Raw genomic sequence first — 22,954 nt, forward strand, 5'->3', positions numbered from 1 at the left:
CCGCATGGCTAGGTTTGCAGGTGCGGATAAAGACGGATCAAGACGCCAGACGATGAACGCCCATCCCGAGTTCAACACCCCAGCAGAACCGCTCGCCCCCGAGGCCGCGGCGCTGCTGATCGATCTCGGGATCGAGCCACCGATCCGGCCGGACGGCTCCGCGCATCAACTGCAGGACCGGCGCGGCATCTCGGTGCGCTGGCTCTTCGCCTGCATGCTCGTCGGCTCCTGCGGCGCGGCCCTGCTCGGCGCCGCCATCCTGATCGCGATGCGCGGCGACACCAGCTTTCCCGAACAGCCCGAGACCGTGACGGCGCGTGCCTCCTCGGGCGCCGGCGCCGGCGGTGGGGCCCGCAAGGCCGACAAGCTCGTGGCCGAGCAACCCGTGATCGGCGCACGCCAGGCCGTGCGCGCACCGATGTCGCAGAAACTCGGGGATCGCGAGGTCATCCGCGTCCGGCCCTTCATCCGGCTCGCATCCAACCTGTCGATGACGACCGGCGTCTACGCGACCAATATTCCACCCTTCAACCCGTTGCGGCTCTTCGCCGAGGGCGGCCAGCCCAGCGAGCGCTACGCCGAGCCGGTGCAGGATCTCCCCGACGCCGACGTGACCATCGTGAAGCGCGACCTGACCGATATCCAGGTCCCCGACGGCAAAGCCCAACTCGGTGACGCCGAGGTCATCACCCAGATGGAGGAAGAGCGCACCAATGCCGCGGCCGCCGGGCGGCAGCGCAGCCTGCCGATCCCGCCGCAATTGATGCTGAGCCGCACGCTCACCGGCGCGGCCCCGACCGCCGGCGACCTCTTGGCCTATGCGCCGAGCGATACGCGCTTTTCCGGCATCGAAGTCCGCGTCGTTCCCGAGAACGTCACCAACGCGCGCAAGACCCCGATCCCCGCCTCGCGCGAGCCGCTGGTCGAGGAGAAGCTGGTGATCGCCAAGCGCGGCGAGAATTTCGAGCAGACCATGCGTGCTGCCGGCGCGAACCAGGACCAGATCCGCGGCATGATGCAGGCTTTTGGCGGCAAGGTCCGCGTCTCGGCCCTTCCCGACGGCCAGGTCCTGCAGGTTCTGTTCGCGCCAGGTCCGCGCCCCGGCGATGTCAGACAGATCGTACGCGTCTCCTTCCTGACCGCGGGCCAGCCCGACGGCACGGTCGCGATCAACGACGCCGGCGCCTTCGTCTCCGTCACCTTGCCCCGCCAGGACCTGGTCGGCCCGCAGCGCCCGCAGCGCAAGACCGGCGACGCGCAGGATGAGGAAGAGGATGAGGATGGCGGCGGCAGCACCGGCGCCAGGCTCTATGACAGCCTCTACGAGACCGGTCTGCGCCACGAGATGCCGCGCCCGCTTGTCGACGAGCTCGTCCGCATCTTCTCCTATGACGTCGATTTCCAGCAGCGCGTGCGCGGCGGCGACAATCTCGAGGTCATCTTCACCGAGGAGGAGGAAGGCGAGCGCGCCGAGATCCTGTCGGCGGCCTTGACCATCAATGGCGAGACGCGCCGCGTCTTCCGCTACCAGGCGCCCGAGGACGGGCTGATCGAGTATTTCGACGAGGACGGCCGCTCGCTGAAGAAGTTCCTGCTGCGCAAGCCGATCGCCGAAGGCGAGATGCGGTCGGGCTTCGGCATGCGCTACCACCCGATCATGCGCTATTCGAAGATGCATACCGGCGTGGACTGGGCCAACCGCATCGGCACGCCGATCCTGGCGGCGGGCAACGGCACGATCATCAGCGCCGGCTGGTCCTCGGGCTATGGCAAGCACACCGAGATCCAGCACGCCAATGGCTACGTCACGACCTATTCGCACCAATCCAATTTCGCCAACGGCATCGTGCCCGGTGCAAGGGTCCGGCAGGGCCAGATTATCGGCTATCTCGGCTCGACTGGCCTCTCGACCGGCCCGCACCTGCATTACGAGGTCAAGGTCAACGATAATTTCGTGAACCCGATGAAGATCCGCGTGCCGCGCGGCCGCGAACTCCAGGGCGGCGCGCTGGCAGAGTTCAAGCGCCAGCGCGACGAGATCCAGAGCCTGATCGTGAAGGCCGGCGGCACGCTCGCACAGTTGCGCTGAGCGCATGACGCGGCCGCTGGAGCTACACCGCGCCGCATCCGACGCTTGACTTAGCGCCAGCAAGCGCACACCGGGAAAGCCTGTTCCGCTCCTGCCCCGCGAATTAGGCCGATGCTCGCCGCCCTCATCGTCGTCCTGCCCGTTTTCGGCCTGATCAGCCTCGGCTATCTCGCGCGCTGGGCCAAGATCGTGCGGGAGACCACCGGCGAGGGCCTCTCCGACTTCGTCTTCGTGCTGGCCCTGCCCTGCCTGCTTTTCCGCACGCTCGCCAAGGCGGATATTCCGGCCACCCAGCCTTGGGGCTACTGGATCGCCTATTTCACCGGCCTCGCCATCGTCTGGGCGCTCGCCATGTTGATCGCGAGCCGCATTTTTGCCCGCAGGGGTCCTGAACTGGTCGTCTCGGGCTTCGCCGCCGCGCAATCCAACACCGTCTTCGTCGGCGTGCCGATGATCCTGAAGGCCTATGGCGACGCCGGCGCCGTGCCGCTCGGTCTGCTGCTGGCGATCCATCTGCCGGTCACGATGACGATAGCCACCTTGCTCGCCGAAGGCCGCGCGGCCTCGATCACGATGATGATCAAGCGGCTGTTCACTCACCCGATCATCATCGGCATCCTGCTCGGCTCGGCGGCGCGCCCGATCATCGGCCTGATCCCCGAGCCGCTCTGGACGATCGTCGACCTCCTGGCCGGCGCCGCCGTGCCCTGCGCGCTCATCAGCCTCGGCATCGCCATGCGGCGTTACGGCCTGACATCGGGCCTCGCTCTGCCCGCCATCCTGAGCGGGCTCAAGCTCGGGCTGCATCCGCTGATCGTCTATGTGCTGGCGACCATGGTCTTCCAGATGCCGGCGCATTGGTCGGGCGTCGCCGTGCTCTTCGCCGCCTGCCCCTGCGGCATCAACGCCTATCTCTTCGCCGAGCGCTACAAGCAGGGTGTCGCCGACGCCTCGAGCGCGATCGCGCTCTCGACCATGCTCTCGCTCTTCACCACCACGGCCTGGCTGACCTGGCTCAGGGTGGGCTGACGACGCAAACCGTCATTGCGATGACGCAAGGCCGCTCAGCCGAAGCCTAGCTGCGCCCTGATCTCGCCAGCCGTGACGCCGCGCGCCCTGAGATCGGCGAGGCTTTCCGAAAGCCTGCTCTTCGCCAGCTTCTGCCCGGTCTCGTCGCTCAGCAGGGGGTGGAAATGATAGCGCGGCATCGGCAGGCCGAGCAGCCGCTGCAGCACGACATGGATATCGGTCGCCGCTTCGAGATCGCGCCCGCGCACGACATGGGTCACGCCTTGCAGCGCATCGTCGAACACGACCGAGAGGTGATAGCTCGTCGGCACCTCCTTGCGCGCCAGCACGACATCGCCCCAGCGGACCGGCTGCGCGACGACGCGCCGTTCATGCCCTGCCTCGTCGAAAGCCACATAATCGGCCGCCCCGCCTAGAGCATTGCGCGAAAAAGTGGGTACCGGTTTTTCGCGGGAGCAATGCTCTAAACTCCAGGAATCGATCACGTTTTTCGCATTCGGACGGAAACGTCCGAATGCGCCGTGATCGAGCACCTCGATCGCGCGGTCCATCGCCAGCCGCAGCAGATGCGGCTCGCCGGCCCGGATGCGTGTTGCGGCCTCGGCCGGACCGCACGCGCGACAGGTTCCGGGATAAAGCGGCGCGCCGTCAGGGTCGACCGGCCAGGCCTTGTGCAGGCCGACCGCACGTTTGATCATCTGGCGCGAACAGAAGCAGGGATAGACCAGCCTCCGCGCCTGCAGCCCCCTCACCGCCTCGGCATAGCTCTCGAAATGCTCGGATTGCCGCCGGACCGCACCGTCGAAGCGCAGGCCAAGCCAGGCCAGATCCTCCCTGATCCCAGCCTCGAACTCCGGCTTGCAGCGGGTAACGTCGATATCCTCGATCCGCAGCAGCAGCCGGCCGCCCAGCTTGCGCGCCAGCCGCTCATTCGTCAGCACCGACAGCGCGTGACCGAGATGCAGCCGCCCGTTCGGGCTCGGCGCGAAGCGGAAGACCGGCTCCGTGAAAGCGGGGGAGGACGCTGCCATCCGCCTTCTCTAGAGCAATTTCCGATTCTAGGGCAATTTCCGATCCAACTGGACCGAAAATTGCCGTAGACCTCTGTTTTAACGCGTTTTCTTCACGCGAACCGATATCCACCTCGCGCGAAAACGCTTTATGGTCTCGCGAACGGCCAGCCAAGATCGCGACGCTGCTGACAATCCCCGTCTCGACCATGCCGTTCCATCAGCCCGCCATGAACCTGATTACATGAACCTGATCACCTGCGAAGCCGATCTCGAGGAAGGCATGGCGGCGCTGCGCGCGCTGCAGCCGCATTGGGCTGGGATCATCGACAAGGTCGGTCTGCCGCCGCTGCGCCGCCGCCCCGGCGGGTTCGCGGGGCTGGCCGCCATCATCGTCTCCCAACAATTATCGGTGGCGAGCGCCCGCGCCGTCTGGGCCCGCGTCGAGAGCGTGCTCGCGCCCCTGACGCCGGAGCGCATCCTGGCGGCCAGCGACGATGAGATGCGATTATCGGGCCTCTCGCGGCCCAAGCAGCGTACCTTGCGCGCGGTCGCCGCCGCCCTCGTCGAGGGCAGCTTGCGCTTCGAGGCGCTGGAGGCCGCCACGCCCGAGGCCGTGCATGAGCACATGACCGCCGTCTCCGGAATCGGCCCCTGGACGGCGGACATCTACCTCCTGTTCTGCCTCGGCCATCGCGACGGCTTCGCCGCCGGCGACCTCGCGATCCAGGAGGCGGCGCGGCAGGCCTTCGACCTGCCCGCCCGTCCGAAAGCGGCCGAACTCGCGGCGCTGGCCGAAGCCTGGCGGCCATGGCGCGGCGTCGCGGCGCGATTGCTCTGGGCCTATTACGCCGCCTTGAAGAAGCGCGAAGGGATCAACGCTTGAGCGCTCGGATCAGCCCCTGATCGTCTTGATCGCCGCCTGGGCGCCGGCGCGCATCAATCCGGTATCGCTCATAAGCGTCACCATCCTGGCGCCGAGCGCGAAGAAATCCTTCGCCCGCTCCGCCGACTGGGCATAGATCGCCACCGGCTTGTTGACGGCGGATGCGCGCGCAACGATGTGGCGGATCGCTTCATCGACCTCGGGAATCGTTGCATCGACCAACGCGCCGCCCGACAGCGCGATCGAAAGATCGGAAGGGCCGACGAAGACGGCGTCGATGCCCGGCAGCGCCAGGATGTCGTCGAGGATGGCGATCGCCTCGCGCGTCTCGATCATCGCGAAGGAGAGCGAGAAGCCGTTGGCCGCCTTGAAATAGCTGTTCGCATCGAGCCCGGAGGTGCCGAGCGCGCCGTAGCTGCCCCAGCTGCGCTCGCCCATCGGCGGGTATTTGGAATAGGCGGCGAAGCGGCGCGCATCCTCCATCGTGTTGATCATCGGCGCGATCACGCCGGAAACGCCGGCATCGAGCAACTTCGAGACGTTCTGGAACTCGCCGACCGGAAGACGCGCCAGCGCCGGCTTGCCCGCCGCGTTGATCAACGGAATCGCGCGGATGACCTCGCCCAGCGTGATCGGCCCGTGCTGCATGTCGAGCGTGACGGCGTCGAATGCCTCCTGAGCCAGAATGCCGCTGACGCTCGGCTCAGGAATGCTCGACCAGGCCGAGAGGATCTTGTCGCCCTTGGCGAGACGGTCGGCGAGCGAGGAGAGCACGGTGGGCTTCGACATGGGCGTTCATCCGGTTCTGGGCCCGCTCTTGGGGGATGGCGGGTCGCTCAAACTGGACCGGGGCGACGCCCAAAAGCAAACGGGCGCCCATGCGCCCGTCTCACATGCGTCCTGCGTTTGCCGGCATCCTGCGTTACCGAGCAGCGCGCTCAGCGGCCGGCCTGGATCTCTTCGGCCGCCTTGATCAGGAGCTCCGCCATGATCTGGCGAATCTCGGCGTCGCCGACCGTCACCGCCCCGGCCGCGAAATCGGCCTTGACCTTGCGCACGACGTCCTCGTCGCCGGCCTCCTCGAAATCGGCCACCACGACGGCCTTCGCATAGACGTCCGCCTCCGCGCCGCTCTTGCCCAGCTTCTCGGCCGCCCAGAGACCGAGCAGCTTGTTGCGCCGCGCCGTCGCCTTGAAGCGCAGCTCCTCGTCGTGAGCGAATTTGTTCTCGAAAGCGTCCTTGCGCTGATCGAATGTCGACATCTTTTGAAGTCCTCTCGCGGGGCGCGCGCTGGAAAAGGGCTCGGGAAGGCTTGGTTCTGAGCCATATAGGACGGCCGGCCGCCCAGAGCCAGAGCGGAATGCTCCCGCGCCCGATCGCGAGCAGGCCGATTATCCCTGCGTCAAGGCTTCCAGAGCGGATTTGTTGCGTTTGCAGTGCAGAAGTCCCATATAGCGGGCGCGAAGACGGCCTTGGCGGCCGCCTTCGCATTGAGCCGGCCGACCATGCGGTCTAGGCTGATCCCGCCTAAGAATCGGAATCAGCGCAGATCGCGCAGGACCGGCTGATCAGGGGCCCCGATCCCGCCGCGGGCAACCGCGACCAGAGAAAGGCCGACCTATGGATTTCCTCAAGCCACGGTACATCCCAATGAATCGCCGCCGTCGCATCTACGAAGGCAAGGCGAAGGTCCTCTATGAAGGACCCGAGCCCGGTACGCTGATCCAGCATTTCAAGGACGACGCGACCGCCTTCAATGCCAAAAAGCATGAAGTGATCGACGGCAAGGGCGTGCTGAACAACCGGATTTCGGAGCATATCTTCTCCAATCTCAACGATATCGGCGTGCCCACGCATTTCATCCGTCGGTTGAACATGCGCGAGCAGCTCATCCGCGAGGTCGAGATCATTCCGCTCGAAGTCGTGGTGCGCAACGTCGCTGCCGGTTCGCTCTCCACCCGTCTCGGGCTGGAGGAAGGCACGCAGCTGCCGCGCTCGATCATCGAGTTCTATTACAAGAACGACGCGCTGAACGACCCGATGGTCTCCGAAGAGCACATCACCGCCTTCGGCTGGGCGACGCCCCAGGAGATCGACGACATCATGGCCCTGGCCATCCGCGTCAACGACTTCCTGTCCGGCCTGTTCCTCGGCGCCGGCATCCGCCTCGTCGACTTCAAGATGGAGTGCGGTCGGCTCTGGGAAGGCGAGATGATGCGCATCGTCGTCGCCGACGAGATCAGCCCTGATTCCTGCCGGCTCTGGGACATCAAGTCGAAGGACAAGATGGACAAGGACCGCTTCCGCCGCGACATGGGCGGGCTGATCGAGGCCTATACCGAAGTCGCTCGCCGCCTGGGCATCCTGGGCGAGAACGAAAAGGTCGGACCGGCGGGCCCCCGGCTGGTGCAGTAATCGCCGCGCCTGGTGCCGTGAGCCTTCGCCGCGAACAGATAACAAGACTGAAACGGGAGCCTTCGCGCTCCCGTTTTCATGTCGCCCTGACGCTGGCGGGCGCGCTGCTGCTCGCCGGCTGCAGCCATCATTACGGCTTCGGCATCACCGAACTCCCGGCCGAGCGTGGCTGGCAACCCTTGCCGATCGAATCCTGGGTCCTGAATGACGGGCTCTCGGCGAAGGCAATGTCGTTTTGCCCGCGCGCGACCTGCACCAGACAGGGCTTCGCCGCGCTGATCACGCTGGAAGGCCGCGAGGCCGACGCAATGGAGAAGACGCTGGCGACGGACCCGGCCCGGCTCGCGCGCGATTTCGCCAAACCGGCGAGCCAGAAACCGACGACTAAAGGAGCGAACAAGAAGGCCAAGACCGCCAAGACAGCAGAGTCGACCGCACCCAAGAGCACGACGACCGTCTCCCGCTTCAGCGAGGACGGCGCCCACGGCCTGCTCGTCGAGATCCGCGCCCGCGACGCAAGCGGCAAGCGCGCCGTCACTGCGATCCTGTCGGGCCGCGACGGCTCCCGCCTGAACCTGGCGCTGGGCGTGAGCCCGGACCCCGACGCCGCCCGCAACCAGGCGCGCGCGGCCTGGCGCGACCGCTGATTCACGTGAAACCGCGCGGCAGAGGTTGAGCCAGCACCGATTCGCCGCTAAGCCACGCGCAACAAACGCCCGGAGAACCTCATGAAAGCCCGCGTCACCGTCACCCTCAAGACCGGCGTGCTCGATCCGCAGGGCAAGGCGATCGAGGGCGCACTGAAATCGCTCGGCATCGCCGGCGTCGATTCGGTCCGCCAGGGCAAGGTCTTCGACATCGAGCTCGCCGGCCAGGATGCCATTGCCGCCGAAGCCGCGCTGAAGACGGCTTGCGAGAAGCTGCTCGCCAACACCGTGATCGAGAACTACCGCGTCGAGATCGGCGTCTGACCGGCAGTCTCGCGAGCCATGACGGGAATCGCGCCTCAGCTGGCTGCGACCGCGACCATAGCGCTTCGCCCCGCGACTCATGACGACGTCGATGCGATCATGGCTTGCGAACGCCAGCCCGGCTACGACGACACCGTCGGGCGCTGGAGTCGTGAGGAGCACCTCGCGGCGCTGGTCGAGCCGAGCCATCGCTATATCGTCGCGCTCGATTCCCACAGTGCCGTGATGGGCTTCGTGATCCTGCAGGAGATCGCGCCCGCCGCCAGCGCCGTATTGGTGCGCCGGATCGCGGCCCTGAGCCAGGGACGCGGCCATGGCCGCGCCCTGCTCGACCATGCGCTTGCGCTGATCTTCGACGAATTGGGCGCCGCGAAGGCCTGGTTGCGCGTTTGGCCGCATAATGCGCGCGGCATGGCTCTTTACACCAAGCTCGGCATGAGAGAGGACGGGCTGAGCGAGGTGCAACGCAATGGCGCGCCTGCCGTCATGACGATCATGTCGATCGATGCCGCGCGCTATCGCGACCGCAAGCCGAGGAGTGAGACCCCGTGAAAGCCGCCGTCATCACCTTTCCAGGCTCCAATCGCGAAGGCGATGTCGCCAAGGCGCTGAAGCAGGCCGGCGCGACGGTCGCCCATGTCTGGCACGCCGACACGGCCCTGCCGGCAGGCACCGATCTCGTGGTGCTGCCCGGTGGCTTCTCCTATGGCGACTATCTGCGGACGGGCGCCATCGCCGGGCGCGCCAACATCATGGATGCGACCCGCGCCCATGCCGAACGCGGCGGCTATGTGCTGGGTATCTGCAACGGCTTCCAGATCGTCTGCGAGGCCGGGCTCCTGCCCGGCATCCTGATGCGCAACGCCGACCTCAAATTCGTCTGCAAGCGTCAGCATCTGACGGTCGAGCGCACCGACACGCCTTATGCCAACGCCTATGCCAAGGGCCAGGTCATCGATGTCTGTATCGCCCATGGCGAGGGCAACTACATCGCCGACGCTGAGACCCTGGCGCGCCTCGAAGGCGAAGGCCTCGTCGCCTTCCGCTATGCCGATGCGCTGGGCCGGATCACAGCCGCTGCCAATCCGAACGGCTCGCAGAACAACATCGCCGGGATCTATTCGCCCAAGCTGAACGTGCTCGGCCTGATGCCGCACCCCGAGAACCTGATCGATTCGCTGACCGGCGGCATCGACGGGCGCGGCATGTTCGCAAGCCTGATGAGCGGCAAGCGCGCCGCCTGAGCGCAGGCGGGCAGAGCCTCCCTAAACTGTGTAACATAGTTGACAGATCAACGGTGCCCGGGGCCAACAAGCGGTCCCAGCAGGCGGATATCTCCGAGGCTCAACGCTAGGCGGACGAGTTGTGACATGGCGCTTGAAACCACGCGTTTCGACATTCAGGACCACCTGAAGACGCAAAGCGAACAGACTGCCTATCTCGAAGCGGCTCTCGCCGAGGATGACCCGAGCTTCATCGCGATCGCGCTCGGCGACATCGCGCGCGCGGCGTCACCAAATTCGCCGAGGAAGCCGGCATCAGCCGCGAGACGATCTACAAGACATTCCGCGCAAGCGGGAATCCGCGTTTGCAGACACTAGCCGCCGCGACGAAAGTCCTCGGCCTCAGATTGACTCTCGTTCCGGCCTGAACAGCTACTTCCCAGCCGCCGCCCGCGTCAGCAGGCGCCCGGCGGTTTGGGCATCGAGCGGCCCGACATGCTTTTCCAGGATCCGCCCGTCCGGGCCGATCAGGAAGGTCTCAGGCACGCCATAGACGCCCCATTCGATCGCCGCGCGCCCGCTCCGGTCGACGCCGACAGCCGAATAGGGATTGCCGAGCGCGCCCAGGAAGCGCCGGGCATTCTCCGCCTCGTCCTTGTAGTTCATGCCCACCAGCGCGACCTTGCCGGCCTTCACCGCGGGTGATTCGGCCATGGCCACCAGGAAGGGATGCTCGACCCGGCAGGGCGCGCACCAGCTGGCGAAGACATTGACGAGCGTGGCGCGGCCCTTCGCCAGATCCGCCATCGCGAAAGCCGGCACGGGCTGCCCGTCCCGCTGCAGCCCGTCGAGCTGCGACAGCGTGACCGCCGGAGCAGGCTTTCCGATCAGGGCCGAGGGCACCTTGCTGGCGTCGCCCGAGAACAGGCCGACCGCGAAGACCAGCGCCAGCGCGCCGAACAGGATCAGGGGGATCAGGAAAACCAGCGGCGAGCGGCGGCGGGGTTGAACCTCGATCTCGCTCATGACGACATCCTGTCCGAGCGACGGCCTGCGCCGCGCTGCTCCAAAGCCGCGAGCGCGCGCTTCTGCGCCCTGTGGTCGAAGAGGGTCGCCGCGATCAGGCCGCCGAGGATCAGGACGACCGCGCCATAGGAGGCGAGGATGAAACCGGCATGGGGACCCAGACCGCTCATGCCGGCACCGCCTGCGCCGCCAGTCGGTCGAGCCGCTCGGCTTCCAAGATCGTCAGCGTGCGCACCCGCCGGCGCATGATCTCGGCCCGCATCGCCACCAGATGCAGGCCCAGGCCCAGCAAGGTGAAGCCCAGCGCCAGGATCAGCAGCGGCCACAGCATGGAGGGGTGGATCGTCGGCCCCCCGCTACGAAACACCGAGGCCGGCTGATGGAGCGTGTTCCACCAGTCGACCGAGAATTTGATGATCGGCACATTGACGAAGCCGACCAGCGTCAGGATCGCCACCGCCCGCCCGGCCCGGGCGGAATCGTCGAGCGCGCGCCAGAGCGCGATGATGCCGAGATAGATCAGGAACAGCACGAGCACCGACGTCAACCGTGCGTCCCAGACCCAATAGGTGCCCCACATCGGCTTGCCCCAGAAGGCACCGGTGAGCAGGCAGATCAACGCGAAGCACGCCCCGATCGGCGCCGCCGCCTTCTGGGCGACATCCGCCAGGGGGTGCCGCCAGACCAGCGTGCCGAGGCCGGAGACCGCCATCATCGTGTAGAACATCAGCGCGAGCCAGGCGGCCGGGACATGCACGAACATGATCCGGATGGTCTCGCCCTGCTGGTAGTCGGCCGGAGCGACGAACCAGGCGAGATAGAAGCCGAGCGCGAGCATCAGCGTGGCCGCGCCGGTCATCCACGGCAACAGCGCGCCCGACAGGCGCATGAAGCGCGTCGGATTCGCGAAATCGATCAGGCTGGCCATGTCATCGCGATCGGCTTGTCCTCATCCGGCGGAAGCCGGAACTCGAACCTGATCTAGCAATCACGGCGCGTCTCAACAATCCACGACACGCGCGGCAAATCGCGTCGTGGCGGCCGGGTCAGTCCTCGTTTTGCAGGGACGATGCCTCGGATCCGTTACCGCCGACGACGCCAAAATCGCGCGATCGAACGCCTTCCGGAGCAAGACTGAAGCCCTCCGACTCCAACCCGCGCCGTAGCAGTTCGCGCACCGCGGCGGCGCGGCTCGGCATCCGCTTCTCGAAGCGAAAGTTCTCGACCGCGCGCAGTTCGTCCTGATTCAGCATGATCTGAAGCCTGTCGGCACGTTCCAGCTCAACCATCGCCCCTTCTCTCCATGGGCCAAATGAGTAAGTGACTATGTAATTGCACTATCGGCTGAATCAACAGGTTGTTGAAAAAGCGGGAGTTTGGCCGTCGACACCAACATCCCATGGACCGGCTCTTGCGCAGGAAAGGCCGATGGCCGCGTTGCCGCCATTGCCGGCGACACTGTCAAAAGCATGCATGTCGCCATCGGCGTTTCATACTAACTAATTGAACTATATAATACTTTTTTGATTTCCACGTTGCTTCGAATCAACGTCAGCCCTATGCTCGATCATGAACAGGAGGGCCAGCCATGCTGATCCAGCTATCCACCAGCATCCAGGACGACATCAAGGAAACCGTCAGGTCCAGCGCCAGCCAATCGCTGGTTCTGGATGTGTTTGCGACGGCCGAGAGCATCCGCCGCAAGCACGAAGATCAGAATGTCGCGCTCGAAGACATCGCGAACATGGTGGCGCGGGCTGCGGCGCAATACGGTTGCGCCCTGGAGTTCGGCGATCGCGGGGCGCACCTTGTCGAGCGGCCGCTGGTCTTGTCCTAATCCGCCTGGCGCAGGGCCACGGCCGCCGCGACCGTGCCGATCACGATCGACCCCAACGTGAGCGCGCACAGGATCAGAAACGGCGTCAGGAACGGAACCGTGCCGCCCAACGCGCTGTTGGCGGCCGAGACGCCGAAGATCAGCACCGGAATCGTCAGGGGCGCGACCAGGACGGGCAGGATCAGGCCGCCACGCCGCAAACCGGCCGTCAGCGCCGCCGCCGCCGCCCCGATGAAGCTTAGCGCCGGGGTTCCAACCAGCAAGGTCGCCGCGACCGGCAGCATCGCGTCCACGGGAAGCGCGACCAGCAGGCCGAGCAGCGGCGCGGCCAGCGCCAATGGCAGCCCAGTCGTCAGCCAATGCGCCAGCCCCTTGGCCAGAACGCTGAGTTCGAGCGGCAGCGCCGAGGCGCGGATCAGATCGAGCGAGCCGTCCTCCTCATCGCTCTGGAACAGGCGGTCGAGCCCGATCAGCGTCGAAAGCAGCGCGCCCAGCCAGAGGATGGCCGGACCGATCCGCGACAGCAGGTTGAGATCGGGCCCGAGCGCGAACGGCACCAGCACGACCAGCGTCAGGAAGAAGACGAGCGCCAGTTCCCCGCCGCCGCCGGCGCGCGAGGCGAGCATGAGGTCGCGCTTCAGGATGGCGAGGAAGGCGCGCGTCACGGTCCGATCCTCAATTCGCGCGCAGCTTCGAGGCCCAATGGCCCATGCGTTGCCGCCAGGATCGCGCCGCCCTGAGCGAGATGATCGCGCATCAGCCCGGCCAGCATCGCTTGCGCGGCGGCGTCCAGCGCCGCCATCGGCTCGTCGAGCAACCAGAACGGCCGCCGCGATACCAGGAGCCGCGCCAGGGCGACGCGGCGGCGCTGCCCCGCCGAGAGATAGCCCACCGGCAGGCCAGCGACATGCAGCAGGCCGACAGCCGAGAGCGCGTCCGGCGGCGCCGCACCGGGATCGCCGAGCAGCTCTTGCGCGAAGACGAGGTTCTCCTGTGCCGTCAGCGTGACCTTCAGCCCGTCGCGGTGACCGACGAGATGGCTGAGCTCGGCCAGCGGCGCATCCTCGGCCCCCTCGATCCGCATATCCCCGCCATCGGGCCGCAGCCGGCCGCACAGCATCGCGATCAGGCTCGACTTGCCGGCGCCGTTGCGCCCGGTCAGCGCGATCGCTTCGCCATGACCGAGCCGGAAGCTCAAGCCCTCGAAAATCAATCGCCCGCCGCGCCGGCAGCTGAGATTCTCGGCGTTCAGAACCAGCTCGGAGAATGAAAATTGCGACAAGGCTACAGCGTCTTCCCAAGCGTCAAAGTCATCGCCGCGCTCATACGGTACATGTAGCGGGCTTCTTGGAATTGCTCTATAGAACCCGTGGCTACGCCGCACGCCGATCCGGCGCGGGGCTCGGGCACTCCCGAGGCGGCGCGCGCGTCATGCGCATTAGGCCTTCGATCCGGCAAAGCCGCAAGGCTCACCGGCTCGCGACCGCAACCCCTTGATCAGGATAGCCCGCATGGCTTCGCTCGATTCCTTCAAATGCCGCAAGACCTTGACCGTCGGCACCAAGAAATACGTCTACTACTCCCTCAAGATCGCCGAGAAGAACGGCCTGCCCGGCATCTCGAAGCTGCCCTTCTCGATGAAGGTTCTGCTCGAGAACCTGCTGCGCTTCGAGGATGGTCGCTCGGTCACCAAGACCGATATCGAGGCCTTCGTCGGCTGGCTCGACGACAAGGGCAAGGCCGGCAAGGAGATCGGCTTCCGCCCCGCCCGCGTGCTGATGCAGGACTTCACCGGCGTTCCCGCCGTAGTCGACCTCGCCGCGATGCGTGACGGCGTCAAGGCGCTCGGCGGCGACCCCAAGAAGATCAACCCGCTGGTCCCGGTCGATCTCGTCATCGACCATTCCGTCATCGTCGACGAATTCGGCTCGCCCAAGGCGCTGAAAGCCAATGTCGACCTCGAATATCAGCGCAATGGCGAGCGCTACCGCTTCCTGAAATGGGGCCAGCTCGCCTTCGACAATTTCCGCGTCGTCCCGCCCGGCACCGGCATCTGCCACCAGGTCAATCTCGAATACCTCGCCCAGACCGTCTGGACGGGTAAGGAGAAGGTGAAGAAGGGCAAGAAGACCGAGACCGTCGAGGTCGCCTATCCCGATACCGTGGTCGGCACCGATTCGCACACCACCATGGTCAACGGCCTCTCCGTGCTCGGCTGGGGCGTCGGCGGCATCGAGGCCGAGGCCGCCATGCTCGGCCAGCCGCAGTCGATGCTGCTGCCCGAGGTCATCGGTTTCAAGCTCACCGGCAAGCTCAAGGAAGGCATCACCGCGACCGACCTCGTGCTGACCGTCACCCAGATGCTGCGCAAGAAGGGCGTCGTCGGCAAATTCGTCGAATTCTTCGGGCCGGGCCTCTATGCGCTGACGCTCGCGGACCGCGCCACCATCGCCAATATGGGCCCTGAATACGGCGCCACTTGCGGCTTCTTCCCGGTCGACGCCGAGACCCTGAACTATCTCGACACCACCAGCCGCAAGCCGGCCCGCGTCGCCCTCGTCGAGAAATATTCGAAGGCGCAAGGGTTGTTCGCCACCCGCGCCACGCCCGATCCGGTCTTCACCGACACGCTCGAGCTCGACCTGACCACGGTCAAGGCCTCGATGGCCGGTCCCAAGCGCCCCGAAGGCCGCGCCGATCTCGGCGCCATCAAATCCGGCTTCGCCGCCGCGATGGACACCGAATACAAGAAGGGCGTCGAGCTCTCGCGCCGGGTCAAGGTCGAGGGCAAGAACTTCGACCTCGGCCATGGCGACGTCGTCATCGCCGCGATCACCTCCTGCACCAACACCTCCAACCCCTCGGTGCTGATGGCGGCGGGCCTGCTCGCCCGCAACGCGGTCGCCAAGGGCCTGAAGGTCAAGCCCTGGGTCAAGACCTCGCTCGCGCCCGGTTCGCAGGTCGTGGCGGAATATCTCGCCAAGGCCGGCCTGCAGAAGGACCTCGACAAGCTCGGCTTCAACCTGGTCGGCTTCGGCTGCACCACCTGCATCGGCAATTCCGGGCCACTGCCGACCGAGATCTCCAAGACCATCAACGAGCAGGGCCTGATCGCGGCCGCCGTCATCTCCGGCAACCGCAATTTCGAGGGCCGCGTCTCGCCCGACGTGCAGGCGAACTACCTCGCCTCGCCGCCGCTGGTCGTCGCCTACGCTCTGGCGGGCTCCGTGCAGCTCGACCTGACCACTGAGCCGCTCGGCATGGACAAGACCGGCAAGCCGGTCTTCCTGAAGGACATCTGGCCGACCAACAAGGAAATCCAGGCCTTCATCGCCAAGAACGTCACCAAGGCGATCTTCAAGGCGAAATATGCCGACGTCTTCAAGGGCGACGCCAACTGGCAGAAGGTCAAGACGCCCCAGAGCCAGACCTATGCCTGGGAAGACGCCTCGACCTATGTGCAGAACCCGCCCTATTTCGAGGGCATCAGCCAGACGCCCAAGCCCGTCACCGAGATCGTCGGCGCCCGCATCCTGGGCCTGTTCGGCGACAAGATCACCACCGACCACATCTCGCCGGCCGGCTCGATCAAGGCGGCCTCGCCCGCGGGCAAGTATCTGATGGAGCACGGCGTCGAAGTCGCCGACTTCAACCAGTACGGCACGCGGCGCGGCAACCATGAGGTGATGATGCGCGGCACCTTCGCCAATATCCGCATCCGCAACCACATGATGGGCCCCAACGGGCGCGAAGGTGGCTACACCATCCACTATCCCAGCAAGGAAGAGCTGCCGATCTATGACGCAGCGATGCGCTACCAGCAGGAGAAAGTGCCGCTGGTCGTCTTCGCCGGTGTCGAATACGGCAACGGCTCCTCGCGCGACTGGGCGGCGAAGGGCACCAACCTGCTCGGCGTCAAGGCCGTGATCGCCCAGAGCTTCGAGCGCATCCACCGCTCGAACCTGGTCGGCATGGGCGTGGTGCCGTTCACACTGGCCGAGGGCACGAGCTGGGCTTCGCTCGATCTCAAGGGCGACGAGAGCGTGACCATCAAGGGCCTCGCCACCGTGAAGCCGCGCCAGATGCTGGAGGCCGAGATCACCTCCGCCGACGGCAAGGTCAAGAAGGTGCCGATCCTCTGCCGCATCGATACGCTGGACGAGATCGACTACTTCAAGAACGCCGGCATCCTGCAATACGTGCTGCGCGGCATCGCGGCCTGAGTTTTCCTTCTCCCCCATCAAAGTCGGCTGTTGCCGACTTTGACACTTTGGCTTGCCCATCTCGGGCAAGCCCGAGATGGCGGGGAGAAGGTGGCTCCGCGAAGCGGAGACGGATGAGGGAAGGGCCGGCGCAAACCGGAAACTCCTCGTCCAGTCCATCCGTCCCTCATCCGACCCGGCTTCGCCGGCCCACCTTCTCCCCCGAGGGGAGAAGGAAAAAGCCCACAGTTGTCCTCTTTCCGCCCTCGGTGTAAGGGGGCGTCACAGTCATCCTCGGCGGGGGGCTTGGGGCAGGCGCGGGATCCCCGCGCCCGGATGTCGCCCGCCATCATCATTCAAGACGGGAGCACCCGCATGTCCGCCACGTTCGAGACGGTCGCCGGCATTATTTCCGAGACCTGCGACATTCCACGCGAAAAGATTACGCCCCAGAGCCACGCCATCGAAGACCTCGGCATCGACTCGCTCGCCTTCCTCGACATCGCCTTCGCGATCGACAAGGCCTTCGGCATCAAGCTGCCGCTCGAGCAGTGGACCCAGGAAGTCAACGAGGGCAAGGCGCCGGCCGAGCAGTATTTCGTGCTCGATAACCTGTGCAAGCGCATCGACGAGCTCGTGGCTGCCAAGAAGGCCTGAGGTCGCAGGAAGGCCTGAGGTCGACGGCAGGCCCAGCGCCTGACGCGAGCTTGATCTGCGCTCGGCCTTGAGCCGGGCACACTCTCCCGATAGAGCATATGCAAGCCCGCGCGCGGAGACTTCGGTCCGCGGCGCGGGCGCGCGCCGTCTCAAGGTCGCGCCCGACAAGGCCAAGGATCGCATGCGCCTCGAATATTTCGACATGATCGACACCGTTGTCGCATTCGAACCTTCGGAAAAGCGCATCACCACGCGCTCGACCGTGCCGTCGGCAACTGCGAGCCCGGTCTTCGAAGGCCATTTCCCCGGCCACCCGCTCGTACCCGGCGTCCTGCTGACCGAGACGATGGCGCAGGCCTCCGGCTATCTGCTGCTGGGCCTCAACGGGCTGACCCAGATGCCCTTCCTGATGACGGTCGACAAGGCGCGCTTCCGCACTTTCGTCGAGCCCGACGCCGTTCTCGACGTCTTCGCCGAATTGGTGATCGAGGGGTCGGGCTACGCCGCCACCAAGGCGAAGATCACCATCGCCGGCAAGCCGATCTGCGACGCTGAATTGCGGTTCCGACTGATGCCCTTCCCCGCCGACATGCGCGCGCTGATGGAAGGCCGCATCAAAACCATCGGCCTCAAGCCGGAGCCTGCGCGATGAACCCGCACGACGTCGTCATCACCGGGATCGGACTGGCATCCAGTCTCGGCGAGGGGCTGGAGGCCCATGCGCAGGCGCTCGCAGTCGGCGCCGCGCCGCATACCGACATCACGAGCTTCGCACCCTATCCGGTTCACCCGCTGAAGCCGCTCGAACTCGACCGCCAGATCCCGAAGAAATCGGATCAGCGCCAGATGGAGCCTTGGCAGCGGCTCGGCGTCTACGCCGCCGGCCTGGCCCTCGATGAGGCCGGGCTGAAGCAGGATGTCGAGGCCAAGAGCGTACTGCAGGTCATCGTCGCCGCCGGCGGCGGCGAGCGCGACCATGCCGTCGACGGCGCCATCCTCACCGGCCTGCGCGGCGCGGGCGAGCCGGGAGCCTTTCTGAACGAGCGCCTGATGGGCGATCTGCGCCCCACGCTCTTCCTCGCCCAGCTCTCGAACCTGCTTGCCGGCAATATCGCCATCGTCCACGGCGTCACCGGCGCCTCGCGCACCTTCATGGGCGAGGAGCAGGCCGGCGTCGACGCCATCCGCACCGCGCATGCCCGCATCGCGGCCGGCCAGGCTGAGGTCATGCTGGTTGGCGGCGCCTATAATGCCGAGCGGCGCGACATGCTGCTGCTGCTTGAACTCGGCGGCTACTTGCGCAAGGGCGAATTTGCCCCGGTTTTCGCGCGCGAGGATGCGCCGGGCCTCATCACCGGCAGCGCCGGAGCCTTCCTGGTGCTCGAATCAGCCGCGCGCGCCGCCGCGCGCGGCGCCAAAGTCCATGCTCGGCTGAGCCATGTTGCTGCGGCGCGCTCGAAGCGCCAGCCCGGCACGGTCGAGGCGGCCCTGAGCGGACTGCTCTCGGGTTTTGGCGCGATTGCACCCGGCGCCCTGGCGATCTCGGCCGCGACCGGCGCCGCCGGAGTCACAGCGGAGGAGGCTTCGGTCATCGCTGCGCTGCCGCAAGCCAGGCGCGTCGCGACCGGCGACCTCGTCGGCCATGCCGTGGAGGCCGCATTCCCGGTTTCCGTTGCCTTGGCCGCGGCCGCCATCTCGGCAGGGCAGGCCAAGGAGGCGATCGTCACCGGCGCCGGCCATTGGCGCGGCGAGGGCGCGGCGCGCCTGGTGAAAGCGTGAGGATCGATCGATGAGCGCCAAGAACCAGACTATGGCCAACCAGACTGCCGTGAACCAGACTGCGGCAGGCCAGACCGCAGCCCATCGCGACGCCAAGGGCCGCCGGGTCGTCGCCGTTACCGGTCTCGGCATCGTCACCTCGCTCGGCCAGGGCAAGGAGGCCAATTGGCAAGCGCTGACCGCCGGCAAATCCGGCATCCACCGGATCGAACGCTTCCCGACCGAGGGCCTGCGCACCACCATCGCCGGGACGGTCGATTTTCTCTTCGACGGCTCCTTCACCGCGCCGCAGCTCTCGGAAAAGCTCGCGACGCTCGCAGCCGACGAGGCGGTCAGCCAGAGCGGCCTCGGTCAGCCCGGCGATTTTCCCGGCGAGCTCTTCATGGCGGTGCCGCCTGTCGAGATGGAATGGCCGCAGAAGCAGGAGCTGGCCCAAACTCTTGAAGGCGACGTGGATTATGACGGGCTTTTGCGCGCCGCCGCCTCGCAGAAATTCAAACCCATGCACGAACTCTTCCTGTTCGGCGCAGTCGCGGATCACATCGCCGACAGATTCGGCACCAAGGGCTCGCCGATCTCGCTCTCCACGGCTTGCTCCTCCGGCGCGACCGCGATCCAGATGGGCGTTGAGGCCATCCGCCGCGGCGATACGCAGGCCGCGCTCTGCATCGGCACCGACGGCTCGGTCCATGCCGAGGCGCTGATCCGCTTCTCCCTGCTCTCGGCGCTCTCGACTCAGAACGATCCGCCGGAAGCCGCAGCGAAACCCTTCTCGAAGAACCGCGACGGCTTCGTCATGGGCGAAGGCGCCGGCGCGCTGGTGCTGGAGGATTACGACCATGCGCTCGCGCGCGGCGCGACCATCCTGGGCATCGTCGCGGGCTGCGGCGAGCGCGGCGACGGCTTCCACCGCACCCGCTCGAGCCCCGACGGCAAGCCCGCGATCCTGGCCATGCAGGATGCGCTCGACGATGCCGGGCTTACGCCCGACGATGTCGACTACATCAACGCGCACGGCACCTCGACGCCCGAGAACGACAAGATGGAGGCGATGAGCTGCGCCGCCGTCTTCGGCGAGCGCATGGCGAGCCTGCCGATCTCCTCCAACAAGTCGATGATCGGCCACACGCTGACCGCGGCCGGTGCGGTCGAGGCCGTGATCTCCTTCATGACCATCGCCAATGGCCGCATCCCGCCGACGATCAACTACGCCAATCCCGACCCGGCGATAGCGCTCGACGTCGTGCCCAACACGGCGCGCGACGCGACGGTGCGCACCATCATCTCGAACTCCTTCGGCTTCGGCGGCCAGAACACCTGCCTCGTGCTGACTGTGGAGCCTACCCACGCATGACCCGCATCCTCGTCACAGGCGGCGCCAAGGGCGTCGGCGCCGCGATCGTCCGTGCGCTGGCCGCGGCCGGTCACGATGTCGATTTCACCTATCGCTCATCGCCCGACCAGGCGCAGGCACTCGTCGCGGAGATCAATGCGGCCCACCCCGATCGTCTCCTCGCCGCCCTCCCGCTCGATCTCTCCGACAAGGCCGCGCTCGACGCCTTCTGCGAGGGGCGCGAGGCGGAAAGCTATTTCGGCTTCATCCACAATGCCGGCCAGCCCTATGATTCGCTCGCCGCGATGATGGCGCAGGACAAGGCCGAAGCGGCGATGCAGGTGAATTTCTGGGCCTTCTCCCGGCTCGCCAAGAGCCTGATGCGCAACATGATCCGCGCCCGCGCTGGCCGCATCGTCGCGATCGGCTCCGTCGCGGCCTTGCGCGGCAACCCCGGCAATGCCGCCTACGCCGCCTCCAAGGGCGCGCTGATCTCCTATGCCAAGACGCTCGCGGTCGAGACCGGCAAGCGCGGCGTCACCGTCAACGTGATCGCGCCGGGCTTCGTCGACACCGACATGATGGCACCCTATGCCGCCTATCGCGACAAGATGCAGGCCCAGATCCCGGCCGGCCGCTTCGCCAAGCCCGAGGAGGTCGCCGGGCTCGCCACCTTCCTGATGAGCGAGCCAGCGGCCTATATCACCGGCACCGTGCTGCCGATCGATGGCGGGGTGACGGCGCAGCTCGGCGTACATCGCTGAGTTCGACCCGACGGCCCAAATATGCTAGGTTCACTCCGAACCGGAGCGAACCATCATGACCGCAGCCTTCACCATCCGCCTCGACGACGAGATGCTGGCCAAGCTCGACGCGCTGGCCGCCGACACGGACCGCTCGCGCAGCTGGATCGCGGCCAAGGCGATCGAATCCTATGTCGAGCTGAATGCCTGGCAGATCGCCAAGATCAAGGAGGGCATCGCCCAGGCCGACCGTGGCGAGTTCGCGACGGAGGAAGAGCTCGACGCGATTGAAGTGGAGTTGCAAGCTCGCATCGATGCCGCCCGATGAAGTTGATCTGGACGCCTCGTGCCAAAGATGACTTACGCGAGATCGGCCATTATATCGCTGATTTCAATCCGACTGCCGCGCTGACGTTGGTCCGAAGGCTTCGACTTGCAGCCAAAACGCTTGCCGACAACCCCGCCATAGGCCGGCCGGGCCGAGCTGAGGAAACGCGTGAACTCGTGGTCTCCGGCACGAGCTATATCCTCCCCTATCGCGTCCGCGAAGGACGCGTCGAAATCCTGGCCGCGCTGCACGCCGCGCGTGACTGGCCTGACCAGTTCTGAAAGGCACTATACCGATGCGTTCCCTCCAGCTTCATGGCGACCGCGACCTCCGTCTCGAGGAGATCGAGCCGCCGCCGCCGCCCGCCGCCGGCGAGGTGCAGATCCGTATCCGCGCGGTCGCGCTGAACTATCTCGACGTCTGGGGCTTTCGCGGCATGGCTTTCGCCAAGCGCAAGATGCCCCAGGCCGCCGGCGTCGAGGCCGCGGGCGAGATCGTCTGCGTCGGCGAGGGTGTCACCAATCTCAAGGTTGGCGACACCGTCACCGCCTATGGCGCCGAGACCTGCGGCCACTGCAAGGCCTGCAGGGAGGGCCGCGACAATCTCTGCGAGAACGTCGCCGGCATCATGGGCTTCCATATCGACGGCTTCGCGCGTGAACTGCTGAACAAATCCGCGCGCCTCGTCATCAAGGCGCCTGAAGGTGTCTCCTTCGAGGACGCGGCCTGCGCGCCGATCGGCTTCGGCACGGTCCAGCACATGCTGTTCGACAACGCCAAGCTCGAACCCGGCGAATCCGTCCTGGTCCATGCCGGCGGCTCGGGCATCGGCACGGCCGCCATCCTGATGGCCAAGGCTATCGGCTGCACGGTCTACACCACCGTCGGCGATGACGAAAAGGGCCGCAAGGCCAAGGCGCTCGGGGCTGATTTCGTCGTCAACTACAAGACCGAGCGCTTCGAGGGCGAGGTTCGCCAGCTCACCAAGCGCAAGGGCGTCGATGTCGTCTTCGAGCATGTCGGCGCCGACACCTGGAACGGCTCGCTGCTCTGCCTCAAGCGCGGCGGCCGGCTTGTCACTTGCGGCGCGACGTCGGGCGCTTCGACCACGATGAATCTGATGCAGCTCTTTCAGCAGCAATACCGCATCACCGGTTCCTTCGGCTGCCGCATCGAAAACATCGCGCAATCGCTGGAAAAGATGGCCGGCGGCATGAGACCCGTGATCGATTCGGTGTTTCCGCTCGCCGATTTCGAGAAAGGCCTGGCCCGGCTTGAAGGCCGGCAGGTCTTCGGCAAGGTCATCGTCGCCTTCTGACGAGGCGCTCCGCGCCCGGAAGGCTTGACGCAACGGGCCTTCCTGCCGCAAGTCCCCGGTTCCTGCCCGATAAGCTCAATGCACGGGCGAGATGGGACCGGGCTGACC

27 protein-coding genes and 1 pseudogene are annotated in these 22,954 nt (G+C 66.2%); 19 read left to right on the forward strand and 9 right to left on the reverse strand.

The features are described 5' to 3' along the window. The first annotated feature begins 52 nt into the window (after positions 1–52). Positions 53–2,089, forward strand: a complete 2,037-nt coding sequence (locus tag BHK69_RS04195) for a M23 family metallopeptidase (RefSeq protein ID WP_069689004.1) — start codon at positions 53–55, stop codon at positions 2,087–2,089. A 111-nt stretch (positions 2,090–2,200) separates the two neighbouring features. After that, complete coding sequence (locus BHK69_RS04200) at positions 2,201–3,118, forward strand: AEC family transporter (RefSeq protein ID WP_069689005.1); 918 nt, start codon at positions 2,201–2,203, stop codon at positions 3,116–3,118. A 35-nt stretch (positions 3,119–3,153) separates the two neighbouring features. Here the strand turns inward: BHK69_RS04200 and BHK69_RS33030 are convergent, their stop codons facing one another. Then, on the reverse strand, positions 3,154–4,149 hold the full coding sequence (locus BHK69_RS33030) for a glutamate--tRNA ligase family protein (RefSeq protein WP_244548394.1): 996 nt from the start codon (positions 4,147–4,149) through the stop codon (positions 3,154–3,156). A 223-nt stretch (positions 4,150–4,372) separates the two neighbouring features. Between BHK69_RS33030 and BHK69_RS04210 the strand changes: the two genes are divergently transcribed. Continuing rightward, a complete protein-coding gene (locus BHK69_RS04210; RefSeq protein WP_069689006.1) occupies positions 4,373–5,014 on the forward strand; it encodes a DNA-3-methyladenine glycosylase family protein in 642 nt (213 codons plus the stop codon). Between the two features lie 9 nt (positions 5,015–5,023). Here the strand turns inward: BHK69_RS04210 and BHK69_RS04215 are convergent, their stop codons facing one another. Both BHK69_RS04215 and BHK69_RS04220 read right to left on the reverse strand, forming a co-directional pair. After that, positions 5,024–5,803, reverse strand: coding sequence for an HpcH/HpaI aldolase family protein (locus tag BHK69_RS04215; protein ID WP_069689007.1), 780 nt, complete (start codon positions 5,801–5,803; stop codon positions 5,024–5,026). A 149-nt stretch (positions 5,804–5,952) separates the two neighbouring features. Then, positions 5,953–6,276 (reverse strand): DUF1476 domain-containing protein, encoded by a 324-nt coding sequence (locus BHK69_RS04220; protein ID WP_069689008.1) that lies wholly within the window; start codon positions 6,274–6,276, stop codon positions 5,953–5,955. Positions 6,277–6,634: 358 nt separating this feature from the next. Between BHK69_RS04220 and purC the strand changes: the two genes are divergently transcribed. The 6 genes and pseudogenes from purC (at position 6,635) to BHK69_RS31270 (ending at position 10,051) form a co-directional block, all read left to right on the forward strand. Further along, on the forward strand, positions 6,635–7,429 hold the full coding sequence (gene purC, locus BHK69_RS04225; protein WP_069689009.1) for a phosphoribosylaminoimidazolesuccinocarboxamide synthase: 795 nt from the start codon (positions 6,635–6,637) through the stop codon (positions 7,427–7,429). Between the two features lie 17 nt (positions 7,430–7,446). Further along, positions 7,447–8,076: a hypothetical protein gene (locus BHK69_RS04230; RefSeq protein ID WP_069689010.1), complete on the forward strand. Its 630-nt coding sequence runs from the start codon at positions 7,447–7,449 to the stop codon at positions 8,074–8,076. Positions 8,077–8,157: 81 nt separating this feature from the next. After that, entirely contained in the window at positions 8,158–8,400 is a 243-nt protein-coding gene (purS, locus tag BHK69_RS04235; protein ID WP_069689011.1) for a phosphoribosylformylglycinamidine synthase subunit PurS, read from the forward strand. An 18-nt stretch (positions 8,401–8,418) separates the two neighbouring features. After that, positions 8,419–8,952: a GNAT family N-acetyltransferase gene (locus tag BHK69_RS04240; RefSeq protein WP_069689012.1), complete on the forward strand. Its 534-nt coding sequence runs from the start codon at positions 8,419–8,421 to the stop codon at positions 8,950–8,952. Then, the gene (gene purQ / locus BHK69_RS04245) at positions 8,949–9,644 is read left to right on the forward strand and encodes a phosphoribosylformylglycinamidine synthase subunit PurQ (RefSeq protein ID WP_069689013.1); all 696 of its coding nucleotides are present in this window, start codon (positions 8,949–8,951) and stop codon (positions 9,642–9,644) included. Before BHK69_RS04240 ends, purQ begins: the two co-directional genes overlap by 4 nt. A 126-nt stretch (positions 9,645–9,770) precedes the next feature. Next, positions 9,771–10,051, forward strand: a pseudogene (locus BHK69_RS31270) (addiction module antidote protein). Between the two features lie 4 nt (positions 10,052–10,055). Here BHK69_RS31270 and BHK69_RS04250 read toward each other — a convergent pair. The 4 genes from BHK69_RS04250 to BHK69_RS04265 all read right to left on the reverse strand — a co-directional run bounded on the left by BHK69_RS04250 (position 10,056) and on the right by BHK69_RS04265 (position 11,938). After that, the gene (locus BHK69_RS04250; RefSeq protein WP_069689014.1) at positions 10,056–10,649 is read right to left on the reverse strand and encodes a DsbE family thiol:disulfide interchange protein; all 594 of its coding nucleotides are present in this window, start codon (positions 10,647–10,649) and stop codon (positions 10,056–10,058) included. Further along, entirely contained in the window at positions 10,646–10,819 is a 174-nt protein-coding gene (gene ccmD / locus BHK69_RS04255) for a heme exporter protein CcmD (protein ID WP_069689015.1), read from the reverse strand. Before ccmD ends, BHK69_RS04250 begins: the two co-directional genes overlap by 4 nt. Continuing rightward, positions 10,816–11,577: a heme ABC transporter permease gene (locus tag BHK69_RS04260; RefSeq protein WP_069689016.1), complete on the reverse strand. Its 762-nt coding sequence runs from the start codon at positions 11,575–11,577 to the stop codon at positions 10,816–10,818. The genes ccmD and BHK69_RS04260 overlap by 4 nt, the downstream gene beginning before the upstream one ends. A gap of 118 nt (positions 11,578–11,695) precedes the next feature. Then, positions 11,696–11,938 (reverse strand): hypothetical protein, encoded by a 243-nt coding sequence (locus BHK69_RS04265; RefSeq protein WP_069689017.1) that lies wholly within the window; start codon positions 11,936–11,938, stop codon positions 11,696–11,698. Positions 11,939–12,237: 299 nt separating this feature from the next. Here BHK69_RS04265 and BHK69_RS04270 point away from each other — a divergent pair, with 299 nt between their 5' ends. Next, positions 12,238–12,486: a hypothetical protein gene (locus BHK69_RS04270; RefSeq protein ID WP_069689018.1), complete on the forward strand. Its 249-nt coding sequence runs from the start codon at positions 12,238–12,240 to the stop codon at positions 12,484–12,486. On the opposite strand, the gene ccmB is transcribed toward BHK69_RS04270, so the two are convergent. Next, positions 12,483–13,151, reverse strand: a complete 669-nt coding sequence (gene ccmB, locus BHK69_RS04275) for a heme exporter protein CcmB (protein ID WP_069689019.1) — start codon at positions 13,149–13,151, stop codon at positions 12,483–12,485. The genes BHK69_RS04270 and ccmB overlap by 4 nt on opposite strands. Then, positions 13,148–13,744 carry a heme ABC exporter ATP-binding protein CcmA gene (gene ccmA, locus BHK69_RS04280; RefSeq protein ID WP_069693367.1) on the reverse strand — a complete coding sequence of 199 codons (597 nt, stop codon included), beginning with the start codon at positions 13,742–13,744 and terminating at the stop codon, positions 13,148–13,150. Before ccmA ends, ccmB begins: the two co-directional genes overlap by 4 nt. 253 nt (positions 13,745–13,997) lie before the next feature. Here ccmA and acnA point away from each other — a divergent pair, with 253 nt between their 5' ends. From acnA to BHK69_RS04325, 9 genes are all read left to right on the forward strand, one after another. Beyond that, complete coding sequence (acnA, locus tag BHK69_RS04285; protein ID WP_069689020.1) at positions 13,998–16,709, forward strand: aconitate hydratase AcnA; 2,712 nt, start codon at positions 13,998–14,000, stop codon at positions 16,707–16,709. A gap of 354 nt (positions 16,710–17,063) precedes the next feature. Then, positions 17,064–17,345, forward strand: a complete 282-nt coding sequence (locus tag BHK69_RS04290) for an acyl carrier protein (protein WP_069693368.1) — start codon at positions 17,064–17,066, stop codon at positions 17,343–17,345. A 181-nt stretch (positions 17,346–17,526) separates the two neighbouring features. Beyond that, positions 17,527–17,997, forward strand: coding sequence for a 3-hydroxyacyl-ACP dehydratase FabZ family protein (locus tag BHK69_RS04295; RefSeq protein WP_069693369.1), 471 nt, complete (start codon positions 17,527–17,529; stop codon positions 17,995–17,997). Then, positions 17,994–19,124 (forward strand): beta-ketoacyl-ACP synthase, encoded by a 1,131-nt coding sequence (locus BHK69_RS04300; RefSeq protein WP_069689021.1) that lies wholly within the window; start codon positions 17,994–17,996, stop codon positions 19,122–19,124. The genes BHK69_RS04295 and BHK69_RS04300 overlap by 4 nt, the downstream gene beginning before the upstream one ends. 31 nt (positions 19,125–19,155) lie before the next feature. Continuing rightward, positions 19,156–20,478: a beta-ketoacyl-ACP synthase gene (locus BHK69_RS04305; protein ID WP_069693370.1), complete on the forward strand. Its 1,323-nt coding sequence runs from the start codon at positions 19,156–19,158 to the stop codon at positions 20,476–20,478. Continuing rightward, positions 20,475–21,221, forward strand: a complete 747-nt coding sequence (locus BHK69_RS04310; protein WP_069689022.1) for an SDR family oxidoreductase — start codon at positions 20,475–20,477, stop codon at positions 21,219–21,221. The genes BHK69_RS04305 and BHK69_RS04310 overlap by 4 nt, the downstream gene beginning before the upstream one ends. A 55-nt stretch (positions 21,222–21,276) precedes the next feature. After that, complete coding sequence (locus BHK69_RS04315; RefSeq protein ID WP_069689023.1) at positions 21,277–21,528, forward strand: CopG family ribbon-helix-helix protein; 252 nt, start codon at positions 21,277–21,279, stop codon at positions 21,526–21,528. Beyond that, positions 21,525–21,809: a type II toxin-antitoxin system RelE/ParE family toxin gene (locus tag BHK69_RS04320; protein ID WP_069689024.1), complete on the forward strand. Its 285-nt coding sequence runs from the start codon at positions 21,525–21,527 to the stop codon at positions 21,807–21,809. Before BHK69_RS04315 ends, BHK69_RS04320 begins: the two co-directional genes overlap by 4 nt. Before the next feature lie 14 nt (positions 21,810–21,823). Beyond that, complete coding sequence (locus BHK69_RS04325) at positions 21,824–22,846, forward strand: zinc-binding dehydrogenase (RefSeq protein ID WP_069689025.1); 1,023 nt, start codon at positions 21,824–21,826, stop codon at positions 22,844–22,846. The last annotated feature ends 108 nt before the right edge of the window (positions 22,847–22,954 follow it).

Origin of the sequence: Bosea vaviloviae, from assembly GCF_001741865.1 — a bacterium.
In the GTDB taxonomy this organism is placed as follows: Bacteria; Pseudomonadota; Alphaproteobacteria; order Rhizobiales; family Beijerinckiaceae; genus Allobosea; species Allobosea vaviloviae.

What these genes read in the sequence shown, in the direction of transcription:
- BHK69_RS04305 (WP_069693370.1), top strand. Translation starts at nt 19,156, where the DNA reads ATGGCCAACCAGACTGCCGTGAACCAGACTGCGGCAGGCCAGACCGCA.
- BHK69_RS33030 (WP_244548394.1), bottom strand. Translation starts at nt 4,149, where the DNA reads ATGGCAGCGTCCTCCCCCGCTTTCACGGAGCCGGTCTTCCGCTTCGCG.
- BHK69_RS04300 (WP_069689021.1), top strand. Translation starts at nt 17,994, where the DNA reads ATGAACCCGCACGACGTCGTCATCACCGGGATCGGACTGGCATCCAGT.
- BHK69_RS04325 (WP_069689025.1), top strand. Translation starts at nt 21,824, where the DNA reads ATGCGTTCCCTCCAGCTTCATGGCGACCGCGACCTCCGTCTCGAGGAG.
- BHK69_RS04240 (WP_069689012.1), top strand. Translation starts at nt 8,419, where the DNA reads ATGACGGGAATCGCGCCTCAGCTGGCTGCGACCGCGACCATAGCGCTT.
- BHK69_RS04260 (WP_069689016.1), bottom strand. Translation starts at nt 11,577, where the DNA reads ATGGCCAGCCTGATCGATTTCGCGAATCCGACGCGCTTCATGCGCCTG.
- BHK69_RS04220 (WP_069689008.1), bottom strand. Translation starts at nt 6,276, where the DNA reads ATGTCGACATTCGATCAGCGCAAGGACGCTTTCGAGAACAAATTCGCT.
- BHK69_RS04310 (WP_069689022.1), top strand. Translation starts at nt 20,475, where the DNA reads ATGACCCGCATCCTCGTCACAGGCGGCGCCAAGGGCGTCGGCGCCGCG.
- BHK69_RS04200 (WP_069689005.1), top strand. Translation starts at nt 2,201, where the DNA reads ATGCTCGCCGCCCTCATCGTCGTCCTGCCCGTTTTCGGCCTGATCAGC.
- purC (WP_069689009.1), top strand. Translation starts at nt 6,635, where the DNA reads ATGGATTTCCTCAAGCCACGGTACATCCCAATGAATCGCCGCCGTCGC.
- BHK69_RS04290 (WP_069693368.1), top strand. Translation starts at nt 17,064, where the DNA reads ATGTCCGCCACGTTCGAGACGGTCGCCGGCATTATTTCCGAGACCTGC.
- BHK69_RS04195 (WP_069689004.1), top strand. Translation starts at nt 53, where the DNA reads ATGAACGCCCATCCCGAGTTCAACACCCCAGCAGAACCGCTCGCCCCC.
- purS (WP_069689011.1), top strand. Translation starts at nt 8,158, where the DNA reads ATGAAAGCCCGCGTCACCGTCACCCTCAAGACCGGCGTGCTCGATCCG.
- acnA (WP_069689020.1), top strand. Translation starts at nt 13,998, where the DNA reads ATGGCTTCGCTCGATTCCTTCAAATGCCGCAAGACCTTGACCGTCGGC.
- BHK69_RS04270 (WP_069689018.1), top strand. Translation starts at nt 12,238, where the DNA reads ATGCTGATCCAGCTATCCACCAGCATCCAGGACGACATCAAGGAAACC.
- BHK69_RS04295 (WP_069693369.1), top strand. Translation starts at nt 17,527, where the DNA reads ATGCGCCTCGAATATTTCGACATGATCGACACCGTTGTCGCATTCGAA.
- BHK69_RS04315 (WP_069689023.1), top strand. Translation starts at nt 21,277, where the DNA reads ATGACCGCAGCCTTCACCATCCGCCTCGACGACGAGATGCTGGCCAAG.
- BHK69_RS04250 (WP_069689014.1), bottom strand. Translation starts at nt 10,649, where the DNA reads ATGAGCGAGATCGAGGTTCAACCCCGCCGCCGCTCGCCGCTGGTTTTC.
- BHK69_RS04210 (WP_069689006.1), top strand. Translation starts at nt 4,373, where the DNA reads ATGAACCTGATCACCTGCGAAGCCGATCTCGAGGAAGGCATGGCGGCG.
- BHK69_RS04215 (WP_069689007.1), bottom strand. Translation starts at nt 5,803, where the DNA reads ATGTCGAAGCCCACCGTGCTCTCCTCGCTCGCCGACCGTCTCGCCAAG.
- ccmD (WP_069689015.1), bottom strand. Translation starts at nt 10,819, where the DNA reads ATGAGCGGTCTGGGTCCCCATGCCGGTTTCATCCTCGCCTCCTATGGC.
- BHK69_RS04320 (WP_069689024.1), top strand. Translation starts at nt 21,525, where the DNA reads ATGAAGTTGATCTGGACGCCTCGTGCCAAAGATGACTTACGCGAGATC.
- BHK69_RS04265 (WP_069689017.1), bottom strand. Translation starts at nt 11,938, where the DNA reads ATGGTTGAGCTGGAACGTGCCGACAGGCTTCAGATCATGCTGAATCAG.